Origin of the sequence: Streptomyces sp. BF23-19 (genome assembly GCF_041106355.1) — a bacterium.
Classification (GTDB): domain Bacteria; phylum Actinomycetota; class Actinomycetes; order Streptomycetales; family Streptomycetaceae; genus Streptomyces; species Streptomyces virginiae_A.
This window is the reverse complement of record NZ_JBGBPT010000001.1, coordinates 57,455-77,107: the sequence shown is the minus strand read 5'-3', so window position 1 is coordinate 77,107 and position 19,653 is coordinate 57,455. Positions and strand designations below refer to the sequence as shown.

Annotated in this window: 16 protein-coding genes and 1 pseudogene; 9 read left to right on the top strand and 8 right to left on the bottom strand. The window is 71.4% G+C overall.

What is annotated here, in order from left to right; translation table 11 throughout:
- Positions 1–68: 68 nt before the first annotated feature.
- Positions 69–611, bottom strand: a complete 543-nt coding sequence (locus tag AB8A24_RS00325; protein ID WP_328965784.1) for a SigE family RNA polymerase sigma factor — start codon at positions 609–611, stop codon at positions 69–71.
- 454 nt (positions 612–1,065) lie between these two features.
- Entirely contained in the window at positions 1,066–1,887 is an 822-nt protein-coding gene (locus tag AB8A24_RS00320) for an alpha/beta fold hydrolase (RefSeq protein ID WP_369474133.1), read from the bottom strand.
- A gap of 86 nt (positions 1,888–1,973) precedes the next feature.
- On the opposite strand from AB8A24_RS00320, the gene AB8A24_RS00315 reads away from it, so the two are divergent.
- Entirely contained in the window at positions 1,974–2,507 is a 534-nt protein-coding gene (locus AB8A24_RS00315) for a hypothetical protein (RefSeq protein ID WP_369474131.1), read from the top strand.
- A gap of 350 nt (positions 2,508–2,857) precedes the next feature.
- Here AB8A24_RS00315 and AB8A24_RS00310 read toward each other — a convergent pair whose 3' ends face one another.
- Positions 2,858–4,366: a DUF4246 domain-containing protein gene (locus AB8A24_RS00310; protein ID WP_328960404.1), complete on the bottom strand. Its 1,509-nt coding sequence runs from the start codon at positions 4,364–4,366 to the stop codon at positions 2,858–2,860.
- Between the two features lie 348 nt (positions 4,367–4,714).
- Here AB8A24_RS00310 and AB8A24_RS00305 point away from each other — a divergent pair, with 348 nt between their 5' ends.
- Positions 4,715–6,223, top strand: a complete 1,509-nt coding sequence (locus AB8A24_RS00305) for an SDR family NAD(P)-dependent oxidoreductase (RefSeq protein WP_328960405.1) — start codon at positions 4,715–4,717, stop codon at positions 6,221–6,223.
- Here the strand turns inward: AB8A24_RS00305 and AB8A24_RS00300 are convergent.
- Positions 6,195–8,693, bottom strand: a complete 2,499-nt coding sequence (locus AB8A24_RS00300; protein ID WP_369474128.1) for a SpoIIE family protein phosphatase — start codon at positions 8,691–8,693, stop codon at positions 6,195–6,197. The genes AB8A24_RS00305 and AB8A24_RS00300 overlap by 29 nt on opposite strands.
- 274 nt (positions 8,694–8,967) lie before the next feature.
- Between AB8A24_RS00300 and AB8A24_RS00295 the strand changes: the two genes are divergently transcribed.
- The gene (locus AB8A24_RS00295; RefSeq protein ID WP_328960407.1) at positions 8,968–9,276 is read left to right on the top strand and encodes a hypothetical protein; all 309 of its coding nucleotides are present in this window, start codon (positions 8,968–8,970) and stop codon (positions 9,274–9,276) included.
- A 245-nt stretch (positions 9,277–9,521) separates the two neighbouring features.
- Here the strand turns inward: AB8A24_RS00295 and AB8A24_RS00290 are convergent, their stop codons facing one another.
- Together AB8A24_RS00290 and AB8A24_RS00285 are read right to left on the bottom strand one after the other, a co-directional pair.
- On the bottom strand, positions 9,522–10,028 hold the full coding sequence (locus AB8A24_RS00290) for a hypothetical protein (protein ID WP_328960408.1): 507 nt from the start codon (positions 10,026–10,028) through the stop codon (positions 9,522–9,524).
- Positions 10,029–10,227: 199 nt separating this feature from the next.
- Positions 10,228–11,592 carry an NAD(P)/FAD-dependent oxidoreductase gene (locus tag AB8A24_RS00285; protein ID WP_328960409.1) on the bottom strand — a complete coding sequence of 455 codons (1,365 nt, stop codon included), beginning with the start codon at positions 11,590–11,592 and terminating at the stop codon, positions 10,228–10,230.
- Between the two features lie 186 nt (positions 11,593–11,778).
- Here AB8A24_RS00285 and AB8A24_RS00280 point away from each other — a divergent pair, with 186 nt between their 5' ends.
- Both AB8A24_RS00280 and AB8A24_RS00275 read left to right on the top strand, forming a co-directional pair.
- Complete coding sequence (locus tag AB8A24_RS00280) at positions 11,779–12,264, top strand: hypothetical protein (protein ID WP_369474125.1); 486 nt, start codon at positions 11,779–11,781, stop codon at positions 12,262–12,264.
- 102 nt (positions 12,265–12,366) lie between these two features.
- Positions 12,367–13,209 carry a restriction endonuclease gene (locus AB8A24_RS00275; RefSeq protein WP_369474123.1) on the top strand — a complete coding sequence of 281 codons (843 nt, stop codon included), beginning with the start codon at positions 12,367–12,369 and terminating at the stop codon, positions 13,207–13,209.
- 135 nt (positions 13,210–13,344) lie between these two features.
- Here AB8A24_RS00275 and AB8A24_RS00270 read toward each other — a convergent pair whose 3' ends face one another.
- On the bottom strand, positions 13,345–14,586 hold the full coding sequence (locus AB8A24_RS00270; RefSeq protein WP_369474121.1) for a serine hydrolase domain-containing protein: 1,242 nt from the start codon (positions 14,584–14,586) through the stop codon (positions 13,345–13,347).
- Between the two features lie 261 nt (positions 14,587–14,847).
- On the opposite strand from AB8A24_RS00270, the gene AB8A24_RS00265 reads away from it, so the two are divergent.
- Both AB8A24_RS00265 and lysA read left to right on the top strand, forming a co-directional pair.
- Complete coding sequence (locus AB8A24_RS00265) at positions 14,848–15,198, top strand: SAV_915 family protein (RefSeq protein WP_369474119.1); 351 nt, start codon at positions 14,848–14,850, stop codon at positions 15,196–15,198.
- Positions 15,198–16,547, top strand: a complete 1,350-nt coding sequence (gene lysA, locus AB8A24_RS00260; RefSeq protein WP_369474117.1) for a diaminopimelate decarboxylase — start codon at positions 15,198–15,200, stop codon at positions 16,545–16,547. The genes AB8A24_RS00265 and lysA overlap by 1 nt, the downstream gene beginning before the upstream one ends.
- A 136-nt stretch (positions 16,548–16,683) precedes the next feature.
- On the opposite strand, the gene AB8A24_RS00255 is transcribed toward lysA, so the two are convergent.
- Positions 16,684–18,567 carry a TrkA family potassium uptake protein gene (locus AB8A24_RS00255; protein WP_369474305.1) on the bottom strand — a complete coding sequence of 628 codons (1,884 nt, stop codon included), beginning with the start codon at positions 18,565–18,567 and terminating at the stop codon, positions 16,684–16,686.
- Positions 18,568–18,819: 252 nt separating this feature from the next.
- On the opposite strand from AB8A24_RS00255, the pseudogene AB8A24_RS00250 reads away from it, so the two are divergent.
- Positions 18,820–19,358, top strand: a pseudogene (locus tag AB8A24_RS00250) (Na+/H+ antiporter NhaA); the annotation flags it as partial.
- 14 nt (positions 19,359–19,372) lie between these two features.
- Positions 19,373–19,636, top strand: a complete 264-nt coding sequence (locus AB8A24_RS00245) for a hypothetical protein (RefSeq protein ID WP_369474115.1) — start codon at positions 19,373–19,375, stop codon at positions 19,634–19,636.
- Positions 19,637–19,653: the final 17 nt, after the last annotated feature.

Sequence of the window (19,653 nt, the reverse complement as noted above, 5' to 3'; positions counted from 1 at the left end):
CGCGAGCATTCGCTCGCGGTCGGGCTCGTGAGCCTGTGCGGCTTCCCGCAGTTGCGCTGACACGTCGTTCACCGGTGCCTGCCTCCCGCCAGTTCTCCGACGACCCGCGGGCCGAGCAGCCGCTGCAGTTCCGCCATGCCTTTGGAGGTCTGGCTCTTCACCGTACCCACCGAGATGCCGAGGGCGAGTGCCGTGTCCTTCTCCGACAGGTCCAGGGCATGACGCAGTACGACACAGGCCCGTTTTCGAAACGGCAACCTGGCCAGGGCCGTTCGTACGTCCAGCGCGGCGGCGACGTCCGGTGCCTCGACCTCCTCGGAGCCGTTCGACCAGAAGAGAGCGACGCGTCTGCGCTCGCGCACCGCCGCACGGATCCGCGTACGGGCCATGTTGGCGACGATTCCGCGGGCGTAGGCGAGGGGGTGGTCGGAGCCGCGAACCCGGTCCCATCGGTGCCATACCGCGACGAGGGCATCCGCGGCCAGGTCGTCGGCCGCGTCCGGCTCCCCGATGAGCATGCAGGCCAGACGGGAGAGTTCGGCGTGGTGCCGTTCGAAGAAGGTGTGGAACTCGACGGCGGCGTCGGCGTGGATCTCCTGGACGGGGACCATGTGCGTCCCTCCGTTCGGTGTGCCCATGTCATGCCGTGGCGCGGTGACGGTAGCAGCCATGTCCGGACGGCCTCCCTTCACGGAGCGGGGACGGCACGTCCGGCGAGACCACCGGAGGCGGTCGGTACGCCCGCATCCGCCGCCCGTCCGAGGGAGACCGGCCCTTCGGCCGCGGAGGTCTCCAGTCCGCGACCGCGCCGCCCGACGCGGTGAAGCGCCTACGGGTGAGGCGGTGGCGTCCAGGAGCTGTCATTCGGGGTGGGCCTTTCGCTCGGCTGACCTTGTACCCCTCAGTCGCCGCCCGAGCCCGATGCGTTGCCGTGATCCACACCACTCCCCCGAGGTCATCGCCTTCGGGGAACGATGCCTGCCGGAGCGATGTCCGACCGGTCGATGTCCGACCGGTCGATGGCCGACCGGTCTCGACGGCATCTCCGGGATCGTGGCCCCCGCATCACCGTCGTCGGCCTCCTCGATCAGATCGTCCGGCTGTGGACCTGCTGGGCGCCACGGCGAGCGGATCGGCGAGGAAGGCGCGGACGGCGTTCGCGAAGTCGTCCGGGGCGTCGTGGTGGACGACGTGTCCCGTGGCGAGTTCGACGCGGTGGACGAGGCCTGGGTGGCGGGCCTGCATCTCGCGGGCGTGCTCGGGGGTGATCTCGTCGCTGTGGGTTCCGTGGACGAGGAGAGTGGGACAGGTCAGGGCGGTCCAGTCGGCCCAGTGGTCGCCGGTGAGGGCTTGTTGGGAGGCGAGGGTGTCGTCGGCGTCGAAGGAGAACCCCCACCCGTGGTGACTGAGTCGGAAGGAACACTCCAGGTAGGGTGCGGCGGCGCCGAGAGCTTCAGCCAGGGATTCACGGGTGGGTTGTGGCCCGGGCAGCCGGCGGGTGAAGGCGGTGTCGACGTCGACGACGGCGCCGATGTCCTCGACGACCAGGGCGGCGACGCGTTCGGGGTGGCGGGCGGCGAACTGGTAGGCGTTGACCCCGCCCAGGGAGTGCCCCAGCACCGGCAGTGGGCCGAGACCGAGGTGGTCGTGGAACGCAGCCAGGTCCTCGACGTAGTCGTCGCGGCCGTAGGACGCTGCGCGATCGGATTCCCCGTGCCCGCGCTGGTCCAGCGCCAACACCCGCCGACCCGGGGAGAGTGCGGCGGCCAAGGGGGCGAACACGGCGGCCTCGTTGTAGTGGCCGTGCAGGGCCACCACGGGCCGGCCGGGACCGCCGAAGTCGAGGTAGGACAGACGACGACCGCGGTGGAGGAAGGAATGACGCACGCCTGCGATCGTACGGTCCCGCGCCTGGTGGGCGCGAGCGCGGACGCTGCCGGGTGGTGTCGGTCCGCGCTGTTAGGGTCGCCGCCATGGCAAACCGTTCATATCTCTACGCCGCGGACTCCAAGCCGACCGAGGTCGACAATCCCCAGGCCATCCGGTGCATATCCGAGCACAGATGGGACATCCCGCTCGCCCACAAGCTCATGGTCGGATACGAGACGACGATCACCCAGTCGATGATCTGGAGCCCGCAGATCGGCATCGCGGCGGACTACGCCAAGGGTGCCGAGCTGCTCGGCCAACTCCTGCGTGTGGTCGGTCAGGGACTCGAGGACGACTCCGAGTTCGCCGAGTGCGTCGACAAGACCGTCGCCCATCTGGACAAGCAGCGGGCGAAGTACTTCGTCCTGGAGACCGGAGAGATGGTCTCCGTCACGGACGACGATCCGGTGTCGGCCGTGCAGCGCCTGGTCTCCCACGAGATCCCCGCCGCCGTCGCCCAGGCCGAGACGGCGATCGCCGGCGGGAACGACGACTGGCTCGCCTCGCTCCGCACCGACTGGCAGGCACACTTCGCCTCCTTCTACAGCGACACGCTCTACTTCTCCTTCCCCGGCTAGGCCGTCTCTTTCGGATCTTGTCGGGTGGGCCCGGGTCGTCCGGTGCGGTGCCTCGCAAGGCGGAGGGGCGCCCGTGTACCGGACGTACTCGGGTGCCCCGACAACGCGGCGAGGTGCCGTGCCGGGCGGGCCGGGCCCGGCAAGATCCGGAAGAGACGGCCTAGTTTTCCCCGCCGCCAGGACCTACGCGAGGGCCGGTAGCGCCGAGCAGGCGTTGCCGGCCCCAGCCGGTCCTGGGTCCGACCCCGCGTCCGGTCCTGTCGTTCCCGGGCTGCCGCAGGTACGACAGGACACGCCTGCCGGAGCCCCTTTCGACGGGCCCCGGCGGCTGTGTCGGTGGGCGCGCGGCTTCAGTGCTCGCAGAGGGAGAATTCCCGTTCGTAGAGCTGCTCATTGTGTTCGTCCACGAAGAACTTGCGTTCCTGCATGAGCTGTTCGCGGTAGGTCTTCGCCTGTTCGAGCGTCATGGTCGAGGTGTCGGACCACGGCTGCTGCGGAGGCACGTCGGATGTCGAGACGATCCTTTCCGACGGGTCGACCAGGAAGAACGCGAGAATCTTGCGATGGCCCGGGCGGCCGGCGTCCGCGAGGCTGAATTCGCCGACGCGGTGTTGCAGGACGTTCGGGAATGCCAGGCAGCGGCCCGCCGGGGTCGCCGTCGATCCCAGTGGCTGGTTCAGCGCGTCCTCGTCCTCCAGCCCGTAGACCTCACGCAGACCGTTGTCGTCGTTCTGTTCGTAGTTCGGGTCGTCGAGTGCCGCCCGGAAACCGAGCCGGCTTTCGGTGATGTTCTCGCTGTCCCAGTAGTAGATCCCGGTCGAGACGATCCGCTCGTTCAGCATCCCCTCGACGTGCCAGGATCCGCCGGGGTACTCGGGCTTGTCCGGGGTGAGTCGAATGGTGGCGAGCTTGACGATGACCTGGAGCCGGCGGCCGCGCAGGTCGACCCGGGCGGATGTGTCGGGCACCTCGGGTGCGGTGAAGTCCGGGGCGTCCGGGATGACCGGGCTGCGGTTCTCCCACCATTCGTCCTGGGCCTGTTCCCATGCGCTGAGCGCTGCCTTGTAGGCCTCGGCATCGCTGTAGGAGGACTTGTCCGGGTACTCCGGTTCCGAGTCGTACCACCCGTAGGGATCGGCCTGGATCCGCACGGGCCGTGGGTGGCGCAGATCGGTGAGTACGTTCTCCAGCAGCGGGCGCATGCGCGCGAACATGTCCGGCAGGACGGCTGCAAGTTCGCGGTGATTCTCGGGGTGGACGTTGTTGACGTACGAACGGAAGGTGACATCGCCGTCGTCACTGACGTCGACGTCCGTGGGCAGCCACTGGAACCGCTCCGAGAACTCGTACTTCGAATAACGGTCCGTCGGGTTCCGCCAAGCCCGCTCGGGTGCGCCGCTCGCCTCTCGCACCAGGCAGAACAGTGAGGGATGAACCAGATCCAGAACCTGGCCGTCGGAACCGGGATGCCAGTCCTGTTCGGCTTCGGGGACCTGCTCCAGCACCTGAACCGCCTCGCGGAGCCGGGTCCTGAGCTTGTCGTCGATCAGTGTGTCCGACTGCCACACCCCGTCCGCGGCCGACACCTCGATGCCGGTTCGTTCGTCCCGCAGGGCGGCGTAATGCGCGAGTTCGGCGAGTACGTAACGGACCTGCGCCTCGGTGAGGCCCTGGGCGACCGCTTCTTGCGTCCACCGGGCGACGACGGCGGCGTCGTTCATCTTGTCGAACCACCCCGGCTTGGCCCGAATGTGTGCGCTGCACTGCATCATCTGGAGTTCCCGCAGCGTTCGGGGTGTCGCGAACGCCAGGGAACGGGATGTTTGAAAGGGCAGCGGGAAAGCAGACAGGCCAGACAATTCTCTAGGTCCTCCGAGTCGGTGTGCGGTGGCCGGAAGGATACTTCAGCGCACTGACACCCCAGCCGTGGTCCCCGTCCAGGCCGTGCGGTGCTGTGCTGCGCCGTGCTGTGCTCGGTCCGGTGGGACCGGGCCGAAAAGGGCATCCGATTTTCCCGCCTGCGACCTATTCTGATCACCACCTCGGACGCGGCCCCCGTGCTGCGCGTCCGCCGTGAGCACCTCTTCCTCGTCCCCACCGGCGCGCGCGGCTGCCCTTCGCTCCACGTGGCCCGGTCTGCCATGTGCGCCGAACGCCGCCCAGGGGACGCGAGAGCCACGAACGACCCATCACACCTAAGGCACCCCATGGACAGCGAGCGCATTCAGAACTGCCTGGACCTGATCCGCCAGGCACAGCAGCTACCCGTGGACGATGCTCAGCGCAGCCTGCTGGAACAGGCTGCCGGCGAACTCGTCCGCGACGGCCGACTTCGACGCCGTGCCGAGGCACGCGCGGCACGGGCCGCCGCCGACGCGAAGCTGCTCGCCGCCACCGCGATGGGCGCCCCCGACCGTGTCATGGACGCCCCCCTGTCCGCCCGTACCGCGCAGGAGCGGGGCCTGACGGTCGGCGCATACGTTCAGCTCCGCCCCGGAGCGTCCGCGACGCGCCGGCTGCCGGACCGTACGCCGGAAAATGACGGGCCGTCACCGCTGCTGAACCGCCCGCAACGCTGCTACGTCTGTAAGAACCACTACCGGCAGGTACACGACTTCTACCACCTGCTGTGTCCCGAATGCGCCGACGAGAACCTCGCCCGCCGCACGACCCGCACCGACCTCACCGGTCGTCGTGCGCTGCTGACCGGCGGGCGCGTCAAGATCGGCCACCAGGTCGCGCTGATGCTTCTTCGGGACGGCGCCGAACTCACCGTGACCAGCCGCTTCCCCCAGGACACGGTGCGTCGGTTCGCCGCGGCCCCCGACGCCGAGCGGTGGTGGCACCGGCTGCGGATCGCCGCCCTGGACCTGCGCGATCCCCGGCAGGTTCTCGCGTTCACGGACCACTTGCTCTCCCAGGGGCTCCCCCTGGACGTCCTGATCAACAACGCGGCCCAAACCCTACGCCGCTCCCCCCAGGCGTACACCGCTCTGTCCGCCGCCGAACCCACGCCCCTCCCGGCGTCGCTCACCGCGCCACGGATATGGACCGCTCCCGGGTTCTCCGTACCCGGCCCGCGCAGCACACCTCTGCCGTGGACGGCGGAACTCGCCCCACGGTTGCGAGTATCCGAAGCCCTGGCCGGTAGCGCGGACACGCCTGACGCCGCGGTGGCCGTCCCCCTGCCGCGGGAGGCCGTCGACGAGGCGGGCCTGCTGCCCGAGACCGCCGCGACCAACTCATGGACACGACGTCTGGGACAGATCGACCCGACCGAGCTGCTGGAGGTCCAGTTGGTCAATGCCGTCGCGCCGTTCCTGCTCGCCGACCGCCTGCTGCCTCTTCTCGACGCCTCCCCGCACCCTCACCGCTACCTCATCAACGTCTCCGCGGTGGAAGGCCAGTTCACCGTGCGCAACAAGACCAGCGACCACCCGCACACCAACATGGCCAAAGCCGCCCTGAACATGCTCACCCGCACCAGCGCCGCCGACCTGGCCACCCGCGGCATCCACACCTGCAGTGTCGACACCGGCTGGGTCACCGATGAGAAGCCCCTGCCCGCCCGGGAACGGCACGCCGCCACCGGCTGGCGCCCGCCGCTGGACATCGTCGACGGCGCCGCCCGCGTCTACCACCCCATCGTGCAAGGGCAGGCCGGCGCGCCCGTCCACGGCGTCCTCCTCAAGGACTATCGGCAGGTCCCTTGGTGATCGCCACGTCCGGCGTGGCGGCGGAGTGCCCCTGCGCCGCCACGGGCAGGGGGAACTCCGTCCATACGGTCTTGCCGTCCCGGGTGTAGCGGGTGCCCCATCGTTCGGTGAGTTGGGCCACCAGGAAGAGCCCGCGCCCGCCCTCGTCCGTGGTGCGCGCCCGCCGTAGGTGCGGAGCGGTGTTGCTGCTGTCGGAGACCTCGCAGATCAGGCCGCGGTCGCGGATGATGCGCAGGGTCACCGGCGTGCCGCCGCCGTACCGGTAGGCGTTGGTGACCAGTTCGCTGACGACCAGTTCGGCGGTGAACGCCGTTTCTTCCAGGCCCCACCTGCTCAGTGTGGCCTGCGTCAGGTGCCGTGCCCGGGCGGCGGCGGTCGGCTCGGCGGGCAGTTCCCAGGAGGCGACCTGCTCGGGCGCCAACACGCGGGTGCGGGCGAGGAGCAGCGCGACGTCGTCCCGCGGGTGCTCCGGCAGCAGGGCGTTCTGCACCGCCGTGCAGGTCTCCTCCAGCGAGCGGCTGGGCCGGGACAGTACTTCTCGCAGCCGTTCGAGTCCCTCGTCGAGGTCGTGGCCACGGGCCTCCACCAGGCCGTTCGTGTACAGCGCCAGCAGGCTTCCTTCGGGGAGTTCCATTTCGGCGGACTCGAACGGGAGTCCCCCGAGGCCCAGCGGCGGCCCCTGGGGAAGGTCGGGCAGGCTCACCGTGCCGTCGGAGGTGACCACGGCGGGCGGCAGGTGGCCGGCTCGGGCAAGGGTGCAGCGCCGGGAGGTGGGATCGTAGACCGCGTAGAGGCAGGTCGCGCCGACGATCTGTCGGCCCTGCGAGCTTCCGTCGGCAGGCTCCTGCTCGTCCGCGAGGCGGTTGACCAGGTCGTCCAGGTGGGAGAGGACCTCGTCCGGGGCGTAGTCGAGGCCGGCCAAGGTGTGCACGGCGGTGCGCAGGCGGCCCATGGTGGCCGCGGCGTGCAGTCCATGGCCGACGACATCGCCGACGACGAGGGCGACACGGGCTCCGGACAGGGGGATGACGTCGAACCAGTCGCCGCCGACGCCGGTGGCGGGGTCGGCCGGCAGATAACGGTACGCGACGTCGACGGCGCTGTTTGCGGGCAACTCCCGCGGCAGCAGGCTGCGCTGCAAGGTCAGCGCGGCTTGATGCTGCTGGGTGTAGCGGCGGGCGTTGTCGATGCACAGGGCGGCGCGTGAGGCGAATTCCTCCGCGAGCGTGAGGTCGTCCTCCTCGAAGGGCTCGGGTCGCTCGGCCCGCCACAGGCTGAGGATGCCGAGGAGCAGGCCGCGGGCCGTCAGCGGTACGACGATCAGTGAGTGGGCGCCCAGGTCGAAGGCACGCCGGGTGCGCTCCGGATCCTGGAAGTACCAGCCGGGGCTGCTCCGGAGCACCGGTTCGAGGATGGGCTGCTGTTCGACGAGGCACCTGGCCTGCGGGGTACGGGGGTCGAAGTGGAAGACGTCGCCGGCGGAGTACATCACCTGCAGTGCTTCCGCCACGACCGAATGGACGGCCATCCTGCGCACCGGTCCGCTCGTCTCCCCAGCGGTCTCCTCGCCGCCGGCCACCGCCTCCAGCAGGTCCACCGAGACGGCGTCGGCCAGGTCGGGGACGGCGGCGTCGGCCAGCTCCCGGGTGGTCCGGCCGAGGTCCAGTGTGGTCCCGATCCGGGCGCCCGCCCGGTTGAGCAGGGCGAGCCGGCGCCGGGCCCGGTAGCGGTCGGTGACGTCCTCGACCAATTGGGTGACGCCGAGGATCTCTCCGGACGGGTCCTCGATCCGGAACGCCGACACCGACACCCACCGCTCGCGGCCGGGGTCACTCCTCGTGCGACAGGGCTGCTCGGTGAAGATCAGCGGGGCACCCGTCTCCAGCACGCGGCGCAGTCGCGTCTCGATGGGCTCCACGTCCGGACCGTAAAGGAAGTCGCCGATGCGTCGCCCCCGCATCTGCGCCGTGGGAAGTTGCGCGAAGCGGGCCAGCGCCCGGTTCACCCGCAGGATGCCCAGGTCGGGGGCGTGGACGGCGAGGCCGATCGGGGAGCGCCGGAACAGGCCGTCCAGGACCGACCTGTCCGTCTCCCATCGGAGCATCTCCTGCGCCGGGGCGACGACGAGGAGCCACTCCCGGGCCGCGCCCGCGCGGATGACGGCGCGGGCGCGGAAGCGCAGCTCCACCCGCTGCCCGCTGCGGTGCAGGACGGGCAGGATCCCGGACCAGCCCCGCTCGCGCTCGCACGTCGCCACCGCGTCCAGGACCGCCTCCCGATCGCGCGAGTCGATCAGGAATCCGAGCGCCGGTCGGCCCAGCACCTCCTCGGGCGGGTAGCCGAGGTGTTCCTGTGCGCGCTCGCTCCAGCCGACGACCGTGCCGTGGTCGTCGACCACCGCCGAGGCCGAGTTGTGCAGCGCGAACGGGTCCTCCGGCACCTCGCCCGATCCCGGCGCTGGTGCGTCCATCGCTGCCACCCTTCGACCTGCCGAACGGACCGCACGCGGACATTCCCCGCAACGACCACCCAGAGTGACGAGAGACCGGGCCGGGCGGTCGGCCTCCCTTCAGTATCGCCGCGTCTGCGCACGTCGGCAGAGGGTCGTCCACCGCGTGCGGTTCGGCGGGCCGAGCGGGCGGCGGTGTCGGACCGTCCCACCCGTCCCTCTCGAGGGGGTTCGAAGCGCGACCTCGGGGCATCCGTCACACGTCCCGGCCTCTACCCGACGACAGGAGGCAGCAGTGAGCACCTACGTGATCACCGTGCCCGGCACGTTCCTGAGGGACGTGGGCGATGCAGCACGCTCCGAGCTGAAGAGGAGGCTGATTCCGCACCACACCGACTTGAGCGAGACCCAGGACGTGGAGCTGCTGACGCTCCACGAGGGCGGGACCTTCTCCGTCCGACTCGAGGTCGAGGCCCCGGACCGGGCCACGGCCGAGGACGACGCCGTCCGCCTGGTGGCCGGCGCCCTTGAGGAGCTGGGGGTCTCGGCGAAGGACGTACCGCTGGGACCTCCGGCCGTCACAGGTGTCGACGGTGAGTTCTAGGATTCCCGCGGCTCCGGTGTTCCGGAGAGCAGGCGCCGAGGCAGATCGATGCCGCCGCGTCGGAGCGCCCGCTCACCCTGACCCGGGCCCCCGCCGCACTCGTCCGGGACACGTCGTACCTCGAACCGGTCCGCGAACCGGAACTCTCCGCCGTGCTCCTCCGCCGGACCGGGTGGCCGGCGGAGGACTGCACGGCATCACGGCAGCGGCGCTACCGACCGGGCCGGGCAGCGAGGCACGGGCGGTCAGTACACGAGGTGAATCGTGAAGCGCCTGGTGCCCGGAGCGATCGTGTCGGCGTGGACCCAGCCACGAGCCCGGTCGAATTCCCCGGTACCACCGGTGATCCCGTTGTCGAACGAAGGGGGAGGCCCGGGGTTGAGAATGCCGAAGAGCATCCCCTGCACGGAGAGTTGGCCGCCCGGGAGGTTGTAGGTCACGACGCACTCCTCCGCTCCGCCGTTCTCGACCCGGGTGGTGGTGCAGGTGCCGCCGGTCTCGCCGACCTCGTTGCCCTCCTGGTCGAAGAGGACCGAGCGGAAGGCGGTCCGATCGCCCTGGGCGGCGGCCCCGCCAGGGTTGACGGGGAAGCGCGTCTGTTGCGCGAGCCGGCCGGTGAGCGTGATGATCCGCTCTCGGGGCTTGCCGGGGGCGGAATCGGTGTCCGCCGCGGCGGCCGCGACGGGGGCGCAGGCCAGGAGGGTGACCAGCGCAGTGGCCGTGCCGAGACAGGCTGCTCTGATGGGGCGCATCGTGTGGCTCCTGAGGTCGATGCTCATGGAAAATCCGGTCATCCATTCATAACCTCGGCCCGGTCGCCTCCGGTGATCTCCCGGCACGACCCACCGGAAGATCCGACCGGTCGGGCCAACCCGGTCCGCGCAGCCGCGGTCCCGGGTTGGCCCGACCGCCTGGGCATGACCACCCGGCCGGTCCCCGCCTCCCCAGCCGTCACTCTCCGACGGTCGCGGTGCGGGCCCGTACCTCCTCCGGGGTGAGGTAATGGTCGGTGTACTCGAAGTCGCGCAGCGTCCCCGGCTTGTACGTCTGGAATCCGGTCCGGACGAAGTCGTCGCCGGCCACCGCGTTCAGGAGCCAGTTCGTCATCACCCGGGTCTTCGCGGCCCCGGTGCGCAGCGCCGCCCAGTGGTAGCCGCGGGCCACGGCCTGGGCGGGCATCCCGCGCAGGTCGATGCCGAGCGGCCGGGAGACGCCGTCGCGGCCGCCGAGGTCCACGACGAGTCCGAGGTCCTTGTGGACGTACGGGCGCAGCGGCGTGCCCCGCAGCGTGGCGACCAGGTTGTCGGCGGCGACCCGGCCCTGGCGCTCGGCGTGCTGCGCGGTGGGCGGGCACACCGTACCGTCCCCGCCGCCGGCGAGGTCGGGCACGGCGGCCGCGTCACCGAGTGCGAACGCGCCGTCCGCCCCTGGCACCCGCAGGTCCGGCGCGACGACGAGCCGGCCGCTCTTCGCGGTCTCGGCGCCCAACGTGGCGACGAGTGGGCTCGCGGCGACGCCGGCGGTCCAGATGAGGGTGCGGCAGGGCAGTACGCGCCCGTCGGTGAGCGTGACGTCCTCGGGGCCCGCCTTGGCGACGGAGGCGCCGAGCGAGACCTCGATGCCTCGGCGGCGCAGCACGTCGAGGGCTGCCCGGCCCAGCCGGTCACCGAGCTCGGGCATCAACTTCGGGGCCACGTCCACGAGGTGCCAGCTGATCTCGCGCCGGTCCAGCCGGGGGTAGCGGCCGACGGCGTTCATGGTGAGGCGCTGCAGGGAGGCGGCCGTCTCGGTACCCGCGTAGCCGCCGCCGACCACGACGAAGCCGAGCCGTGAGGCCCGTTCCGCCGAGCCCGGTGCGGCGGCGTCGGCCAGGTCGAGCTGGGCGATCACGTGGTCGCGCAGATGGGCGGCCTCGGCCAGCGTCTTCATGCCGCGGCCGTGCTCCGCCAGGCCGGGGATGTCGAAGGTGCGGGTCACGCTCCCCGGTGCGAGCACCAGGTGGTCGTACGGCTGGTCCACCAGCTCCCCGGTGATCTTCCGGATGACGCAGACCTTGGCCCGGGTGTCGACGCCCACGGCCCCGCCGGGCACGATCCGGGTCCGGTGGCGGCGGCTGCGGCGCAGCGACACCGCCACGGACTGGGGGGTGAGTACCCCGGAGGCCACCTGCGGCAGCAGCGGCAGGTAGAGCTGGTAGGAGAACGGAGTGACCAGCAGGATCTCCGCCTCCCCGGGTGACAACGTCCGCTCCAGGCGGCGTACGCAGGAGACGCCGGCGAATCCCGCGCCGACGACCACGATCCTCGGTCGTGCCATGGTGTCCGTCCCTTCTCGGGTGTACGGGTCCCCGGCACGCCTTCCCCGGGTGGCCGCTCCATGAACGCGACCATCGGTGCGGACGGTTCTGCCCCGAGGCGCGGAAGTACCCACCTGTGCACGCATCGACGAAGCCGAGCGGCGCACCGCAGCATCGTCCGGCCGCTGCCGGGCACACGTGTCGTTATGTCCGCAGAGCACGCACGCCCGAGTACGTTGTTCCACTTCGCCCGCGGCAGCGAGGGCTGCCCGGCCCACGCGGCGAGGCGCCGGCACCCTTTCACCAGGCGGTTGCGCGGCAGGATCCTCGCCTACAGGGACATCGAGTTCGTCGCCTGCGAGACCACGTGCGACCGTGGCGCCGATGAGGGGTTACTGCTCCTGGTGCACGTCCGCAAGGTGGTCGGTGAGATCCGCTACCGCCGCTGCGCCGCCTGCGCGCGGGGCGTGATCACCGGAGTCGACATCGACGCCGTCTTCCGCTCGACCGGCCTGGACACACGCGCGCTGTCGCACCTGCGGGCACGCAATCCCGGCATCGCATGGCGGAGCACGTTGACCCTCCGCACCACGCGCGGCCTCCTGCGCCGCATGCGCATCCCGACGTCCGACGCCGGCGCCGACGTCGGCGCCACGTGCCCGCACGACCCGGCACGCCGCGCACGGCCGTAGCGGTCGGCGCCCGCGCGGACGCGGGCCGTTTGGATCCGTGATTCGTGATCAGACGAGGGACGTACGGGTCCACCGGGGGAATCAGCGAGGGAGGGTGCCTGGATGGCGACATCGGGAAGCCGTCGGGACGACGCGGGCGACGGTGCCGCGTCCGTGGGGCGGGACGTCGTGCTGGCGGTCGGGCTCCTGGGCATCTGCCTGGGCGGACTGGCCGTGTTCGTGCGGACGACGGTGGGGACGGGAACCGGTGGCGGCATACCCGTGATGCCGATCGCGACGGTGATCGTCCTGGTGGCCGGAATGGCGCTGGCCCGGTGGGCCCTGGCACCCGTTCGGCGCCGCGCCCCCGCATCTCCGGGGACGGCTTACGCGGCGGCCGTGTATCCGCAGAAACTGGCGTACCCGGTGCCGGCGGATCCGTCGGCCACGACGGCGCTCCTCGTTCCGCCGGCTGCTGCCCGGCCCGTGGCGGATCCGGCCGACGTGCCCGAGCTGGGGCCGGACGCGCTGGACCACGCGGCGGTCGACGCCGACGGATTCGAGCACGCGATCGCCGCGTTGTGCGCCCGGGACGGCTGCCTCCAGGTGGAAGTCGTGGGCGGGGCCGGGGACCTGGGCGCCGATGTGATCGCCACGACGGCGGACGGTCTGCGCGTCGTCGTCCAGTGCAAGCACTACGGCGACGGCAACCGGGTCGGCTCGCAGGACCTGCAACGCTTCGGCGGCACCTGCTTCGCCGTCCACGAAGCCGACGTGGCCGTGGTGGTGACCACCAGCTCCTTCACCGCTCCGGCCGAGGACTACGCCGCGACCTGCGGCATCGTCTGCGTCGACGGGGACGACCTGGCCGCGTGGACGGAGTCGCGGACGCCGCCTCCCTGGGAGACCGCGGCCCCGGAACTGCCGCAGCCGGGGGCCCCGGCCGACGCCGAGGTACAGGCCTGAAGAGGGCCCGGCCGAGGAGCGCCGCCGGCCCGAGGCTGCCGAGCGTCGACCGCACGACGCCGTGCGGCCTGGCGCCCCTGCCTTTCACCGGCAGCGACGGTCTTCCACGGGACCGGCCTCGACCAGGGACGCGGGTCAGTGGTCGATCGCCTGGTAGAGGGTGGTCCAGAAGTCCTGCATGGCCCGCGCCGAATCCGGGGTGGACATCCCGGTCTGGGTGAGCAGGATGCCGACGAGCCCGTTGTCCGGGTCGGCGTAGGTCGTGGTGCCGGCTCCGCCGTCCCAGCCGAACTGGCCGATGGGCGCGTAGTCGCCCCGGTAGGTGCGCACCGTCATCCCGAAGCCCCAGCCACCGGTCTGCCCCTGACCGTGCGACAGATGGACGACGCCGCGCGCCCAGGCCTGGAGGGCGGCCGTCTGCTCGGGCGTCAGGCGGTTGGTGGTCATCAGCTCGACGGCAGGTCGGGACAGGATCCGCTCGGTGCCGTGGGTTCCGCGGTCGAGCAGCATCCGGAAGTAGGCGTGGTAGTCGTCGACGGTGGAGTCGAGTCCGCCGCCGCCGGACTGGAACGCCGGGGGTTTGCTGTGATGTCCCCCCTCGGCCGGGTCCTCCACGGTGAACTCGCCGGTCTGCGGATCGGGGGCGTACAGGGGCGGCAGCCGGTCGATCTTGTCGGCCGGCACGTGGAAGCCGGTGTCCTTCATGCCCAGCGGATCGAAGATGCGCTCGCGCAGGAACGCCTCGAACGACCGGCCGGTGACCCTGGCCACCAGCACCCCGAGCACGTCGTCGCCGACGTTGTACAACCACCGCTCCCCGGGCTGGTACATCAGCGGAAGCGTGCCCAGGCGGCGCATCCACTCGTCCGGCTCCACGGCCGGCAGCATCCATCCGTTCTCCCCGTAGACCCTCTGCTCGAAGTACGCGCTCATCATCGGGGAGCCGATCGCCGTCATGTCCAGCCCGAGCCCGCAGGTGGACGTGAGCAGGTCCCGTACGGTGATCGGGCGCCGCGCCGGTACGGTGTCGTCCAGCGGGCCGTCGGGCCGCTTGAGCACCTGCCTGTCGGCCAGTTCCGGCAGCCAGCGGTCTGTCGGGTCGTCAAGTCTCAGTCGACACTCGTCCAACAGGACCATGGTCGCGGCGACCGCGACCGGCTTGGTCGTCGAGGCCATCCGGAAGATGGTGTCCCGGCGCATCGGTAAGCCACCGTCATGGCGCATCGTCCCGATCGCCTCGACATGGGTCTCGCCGCCCCGGGCGACCAGGGCGACGAGTCCGGGGATCTTCCGGGACTCCACATACGCTTCCAGTACCTCGCGCAGCCGTCGCAGTCCTGCTCCGGAGAAGCCGTTGTCGTTGCCGTTTCCCCTCATGGGTCTCCTCGCGCTCAGTGGTGGGCGACGCGGTGCGGTTGTTGACGCCTTCCGGCACGGAGATCCGCAACCATGACCGGCCTCTGATGCCACACCGCTCCGGCGTCAGTGATCCGTCAGGACTCGGCCCGCCCCCGTCAGGGTCTCGTTACGGGTGGCCGGAGGGACGGGGATGCGGGGGTAGCTTCGAATCCGCGCCCCGGACCGCCTCCCCGCACCCGGGGCGTCATCTGCCACTCGTGGTTCCCCAGGGAGGGCCCCATGTGTTTGTTCCAGTACGACGACGATCCCGAGCCTGAGGAACGGATCCCGGCCGGACCCCTGTACGTGCCGGTCCGGCCGGGAGGAGCGGAGGTCGTGGTGCGCCTGTTCCGCACCCCGCTGGGAGCTCGCACCGTCGTCGGCTTCACGGGTCCGGACCGTCTGGCCGCCACGCTCGGCGTCGACCAGCCGTGGATCCGGCTCTCCGAGTCCGCGCTCCGGGCGATGGCCGAGCCGCTCGGCGTATCCGTTCTCACCGTCGATCCGACGTTCACCGCTCCCGCGGTCGCCGCGGGGCCTCCACCGGCTGCACCACCGCAGGGCTCCCCGATCGCGGCCCGGCTCGCCTGATGGGGGATCACACGGCGGTCACAGCCGCTCTGTCCGAGCATCGGGCCGGTGCGGATGATCTGTCGATCTGGCCCGCGTCCACGACTCGGCCCGCACACGGTGGGCCGGCCGTCGGCGGAGTATCCCTGGCAGAGATCGCCGAGCGGTTCGACACTCCGGTCTACGTCCTGGACGAGGGCGAGGTCCGCGAGCGCTGTCGGACCTATCGGGACGCGTTTCCCGAAGCCGACGTCCTCTACGCCGCCAAGGCGTTCCTCTCCCGTGCCATGGTGCGCTGGGTCGCCGAGGAGGGCCTCGGGCTCGATGTGTGCTCGGCGGGCGAGATGGAGCTCGCCGTCACCGCCGGCTTCCCGCCCGACCGCATCGTGCTGCACGGCAATGCCAAGTCACCCCACGACCTGGAGGCGGCGCTGCGCCTCGGTGTGGGGCGGATCGTCATCGACAGCCCGTCCGAGATCGCGAGGATCGCGGCCGCCGTCGGACCGCGCGGGCGCCAGAAGGTCATGGTGCGGGTGGTGCCGGGCGTCTCTGCCGGCGGACACGACAAGATCCGTACCGGTACCGACGACCAGAAGTTCGGTCTCTCCCTGACCGACGGGGGCGCACAGCACGCCATCTCCCGGGTACTCGGTCAGTCGCGGCTCGAACTCACCGGACTGCACTGTCACATCGGCTCCCAGATCTCCGACGTGAAGCCCTATCTGGTGGCGCTGCGCCGCATGGTCGGACTGATGGCCCGTGTCCGTGACGCTCACGGGGTCGTCCTGGCCGAGCTGGACATGGGCGGCGGCCACGGCATCGCGTACCGGCCCGGCGAACCCGCCCTCGACCTCACGACACTCGCGCGCAGGATGCGCGCCGAACTCGCCGAAGGCTGCGCGGCCGCCGGGCTGGCCGTACCCCGTCTCGCCGTCGAGCCAGGGCGGGCCATCGTGGGGCCGGCCGGAATCGCCCTGTACCGGGTGCTCGCCGTCAAGCACACCGGCGAGACGGTGTTCGTCGCCGTCGACGGCGGTATGAGCGACAATCCGCGGCCCGCGCTGTACGGGGTGCGCTACGCGCCCCACCTGATCGGCCGCCGCTCCACGGCCGGACCCCGTACGGCCACGGTCGTCGGCCGGCACTGCGAGGCCGGCGACATCCTCGCGGCCGACGTGGAACTGCCCGGCGACATCCACCCCGGGGACCTGCTCGCCGTACCGGTGGCGGGGGCGTACCAACTGTCCATGGCGTCCGGCTACAACCTCGTGGGCCGCCCCGCGGTCATCGCCGTCCACGAGGGCACGGCCCGGATGCTGGTCCGCCGCGAGACCCTCGAGGACGTCCGCAACCGGGACATCGGCGGTTAGGGCCGACCTCGTCGTCCCCGCTTCGATGTCCTCACGCCGCTTCAGCCGGCGTGGACGTGGGGGCGGCGGGCCCGGTCCGGTTCGGCCTCGCGCACCGAGGTCACGAGGACCGGACGATGCGTGCCGCCATCGGGATTCAGCCCCCTGGGGTCCGGACCCGTTCGCGACCGAGCAACTCGGCCAGGCCCCGGCGGGTGGCGGCGAGCACCACGCGGTCCTGGGGCTCGAGGACGTAGCCGGGGTGAAGGTCCCAGACGAGGACGGGCGTCTGCGCGGCGTCGTCGCCCGGATCCGTGGCGAGGTCGGGGCGGCGGTCGTCCGGGGCCGCGGTGTCCAGGGCGATGACCCGCCATGCCCCGGGGCGGAAGGACTCGGTGATGGTACGCCCCTCCAGCTCCGGGTGTCCGGACACGTCGACCGCAGCGAACAGCAGCACCCGGCGCTCCACCGGGATGGCGCCCAGGATCTGGCGGCCCATCATCGCGCCGGCGAAGGCGGGCGCGGCGAGGTGGGTGACGCTGCGGCTGCGGGTGAGGGCACTGGGGTGAGCGGCGCGCAGGGTGCGGTAGACGGCGGTGGCGAAGTCGTCGTCGTACAGCCGCATCACGACCCGCACCTCGGGCTTGACGGAGCGTGCGTACAGGGCGGCTTCGAGGTTGGTGATGTCCGAGCTGGTCATGGCCAGCAGGGAGTGTGCGCGGTGGATGTGGGCCGCTTCCAGTACGCCTTCGTCGGTCACGTCCCCGATGACGACCGGGACGTGCAGGCGGCGGGCGAGCGCGACACCCCGGGCCTCGGGGTCCGACTCGACGCACACCACGGGGATGTCGAGCTCCCGCAGCCGGGCCAGCAGACGCGCTCCGATCTTGCCGAGTCCGAGCAGTACGACATGGCCGGACAGCCGACGTGGCGGGCGCCGCAGAGCGGTGGCCGTACGGAACGCCCCGAGCCCTTCGAGTGCCGCCGCCACGAGGACCGGCAGGAGCAGCAGTCCGACGAAGCCGGCCAGGATCTGCAGGACCTTGCGCTCCGGGGGCTCCTCCACGGCCGGGTCGTTGATCGCGAAGAGGTCGAGGAGGGTGATGTAGGCGGCGTGCAGGGGGTGGTCGCCGGTGGTCACCCACGCGCCGACCGCGAGCGCCGCGACGGCGGCCACGATCCCGGCGAGGGACCAGTTCAGCCGGCGGGAGAAGAGTGAGGAGAGGGGAAAGGAGACCGGTGCCAGACCTCGCCCCCGGTACGCCGGTCTCTCGTGCGCCACCGCTTCGAGTGCCACGATGCCGCGCCCGGTCGCGGCCGCGACAGCCCTGTCGTCCGGCAGGAGTTGAGGGCCGCGGGCCCCGCTCAGTTCGGAGCCCTCGGTTCCCGTCGGGTCGTTCGTGGTCGCCGACAGGAGGGCCAGGGTGCACAGGCCCGGGTCGGCCACCTCGCCCCGCCCGGGCGGCTGTCGCTCCACCGCGCGGAGGATCAGCCCATCCGCCTGAATCACCTTGCTGGTGCCGACGATCGCCGAGGCGGCGAGGGCCGGCGCGGCCGTGTCCGCGTCGGAGAGGACCGTCGTCGAGGAGTCCAGCTCGCGCAGGTCGATGCCGGGCTCGGCGACGAGTGCGGCCTGGTCCAGGAGTTCCTCCAGGTGCTGGCCGAGCTTGCGGTTGTAGAGGCGGATCACCAGACGCAACCTGGGGTTCAGCCGCCGCGCCACGAGGGCGGCCCGTACGTTCCTCTCGTCGTCCTCGTAGACGAGAGCCAGCGCGGCGGCATCCGCCACCCCGGCCGCGGCCAGCACCTCCTCGTCCGGCTCCACCGCGTCCAGCAGCCGCAGTGCGTCGTCGGCAGGTCGCGTCCCGGCCTGGGATCGCCCCCTCGCGACGGGCACCCGCCCCAGGAGGCCCGGCCGCCGCGCCGCACTCGGCTCGGGCTCGCCGGTCGCGGGGGCCACGAGGGTCACGCGCTCCCGGTAGACGTCGCGCAGCTCGGCTGCCAGTCGGCGGGCGAGGCCGTCGTCGCCGCAGACGACCATCCGGCCTGCGGCGTGGGGCTGTTGGGGGTGCGTGGGTATCGTGGACACCGCCACAGGATGCCGGGTAGTGATCCACTTCCGGCACCCCCACGCCGCTGGCGCAGCCGAGGCTCATCCGTGTTTCAGCAGGTGGGAAGCCCCCTGGTGAGATGGACAGCACCGACTGGAGCACAAAGAACGCCCCAAAGTGGCTGTTTTCGGCTGGGCGCGGGGTGTGCCGCGAAGTCCGGTCGGCGTCCTGGGTCGTCTCCTTCGGTCATCTCCACCCACCTGCCCGCCGCTCTGCGCGCCTACCTCCTGACCCTGGCCGTCGTCGACGACCTCGGCGCGATCCTGATCTTGCGGGTCTTCTTCAGCAGCGATCCCCCGGCGAGCCGGGTCTCCCACCTCCTGCACCCGTTCTCCGCGGGCGTGGCCGTTCCCCTCTTCGCCCTCTTCGCCGCGGGAGTCGGCATTTCCGGCCCCGCCCGCGCCAAGGTGTTCACCACGCCCGAGCCGCTCGGCGTCGTCATCGGCCTCGCCGCCGGGAAGGTGATCGGCATCTTCGCCGGTACCTACCTCGCCGCCCGCTTCACCGGAGCCCGCCCCGATCCCGACCTCGCCCGGGCGGACGTGCTCTGCCTCTCCGTCCTCGCGGGCATAGGCTTCACAGTGGCCTTGCTCATCGGTGGACTCGCCTTCCCTACCGACACCTGTACGAGGAGGAGACGGTGGACGTCGACGCGGACGGCATCCCCGACATCCACCAGCGGACCCTCACCGCGCACCAGGAAGCCACCCCAGGTCACTGACGTCAGGAGCGGAAGTGGGAACGACACTCGTCGTCGCCGCGATCGTGATCGCGGCCGTGGTCGTCAGAACCGCCGTCGCCGAGCTCAGGGAGCCCGGAAGCGGCCGCCGGCAGTGGTCGTTCCTCTCCGACTCCCGCGCGCTCTCGGCGGGAGCGATCACCGCCCTGTTCCTCGGCCTGCTGGGCTGGCGGCAAGCCGGCGGCGAAGGCGTCGTATGGGCAGGACTCGCCGGGATCCTCGTCGCGTTCGCCATGGGCCAGGGCCGCCGGCCCCGGTAGCCGTACCCGTCGGCCAG

Excerpts from the sequence above, each read along its gene's own strand:
- AB8A24_RS00325 (WP_328965784.1), bottom strand. The coding sequence starts at position 611 with ATGGTCCCCGTCCAGGAGATCCACGCCGACGCCGCCGTCGAGTTCCAC.
- AB8A24_RS00315 (WP_369474131.1), top strand. The coding sequence starts at position 1,974 with ATGGCAAACCGTTCATATCTCTACGCCGCGGACTCCAAGCCGACCGAG.
- AB8A24_RS00305 (WP_328960405.1), top strand. The coding sequence starts at position 4,715 with ATGGACAGCGAGCGCATTCAGAACTGCCTGGACCTGATCCGCCAGGCA.
- AB8A24_RS00300 (WP_369474128.1), bottom strand. The coding sequence starts at position 8,693 with ATGGACGCACCAGCGCCGGGATCGGGCGAGGTGCCGGAGGACCCGTTC.
- AB8A24_RS00290 (WP_328960408.1), bottom strand. The coding sequence starts at position 10,028 with ATGCGCCCCATCAGAGCAGCCTGTCTCGGCACGGCCACTGCGCTGGTC.
- AB8A24_RS00285 (WP_328960409.1), bottom strand. The coding sequence starts at position 11,592 with ATGGCACGACCGAGGATCGTGGTCGTCGGCGCGGGATTCGCCGGCGTC.
- AB8A24_RS00280 (WP_369474125.1), top strand. The coding sequence starts at position 11,779 with ATGTCCGCAGAGCACGCACGCCCGAGTACGTTGTTCCACTTCGCCCGC.
- AB8A24_RS00275 (WP_369474123.1), top strand. The coding sequence starts at position 12,367 with ATGGCGACATCGGGAAGCCGTCGGGACGACGCGGGCGACGGTGCCGCG.
- AB8A24_RS00270 (WP_369474121.1), bottom strand. The coding sequence starts at position 14,586 with ATGAGGGGAAACGGCAACGACAACGGCTTCTCCGGAGCAGGACTGCGA.
- AB8A24_RS00265 (WP_369474119.1), top strand. The coding sequence starts at position 14,848 with ATGTGTTTGTTCCAGTACGACGACGATCCCGAGCCTGAGGAACGGATC.
- lysA (WP_369474117.1), top strand. The coding sequence starts at position 15,198 with ATGGGGGATCACACGGCGGTCACAGCCGCTCTGTCCGAGCATCGGGCC.
- AB8A24_RS00255 (WP_369474305.1), bottom strand. The coding sequence starts at position 18,567 with ATGGTCGTCTGCGGCGACGACGGCCTCGCCCGCCGACTGGCAGCCGAG.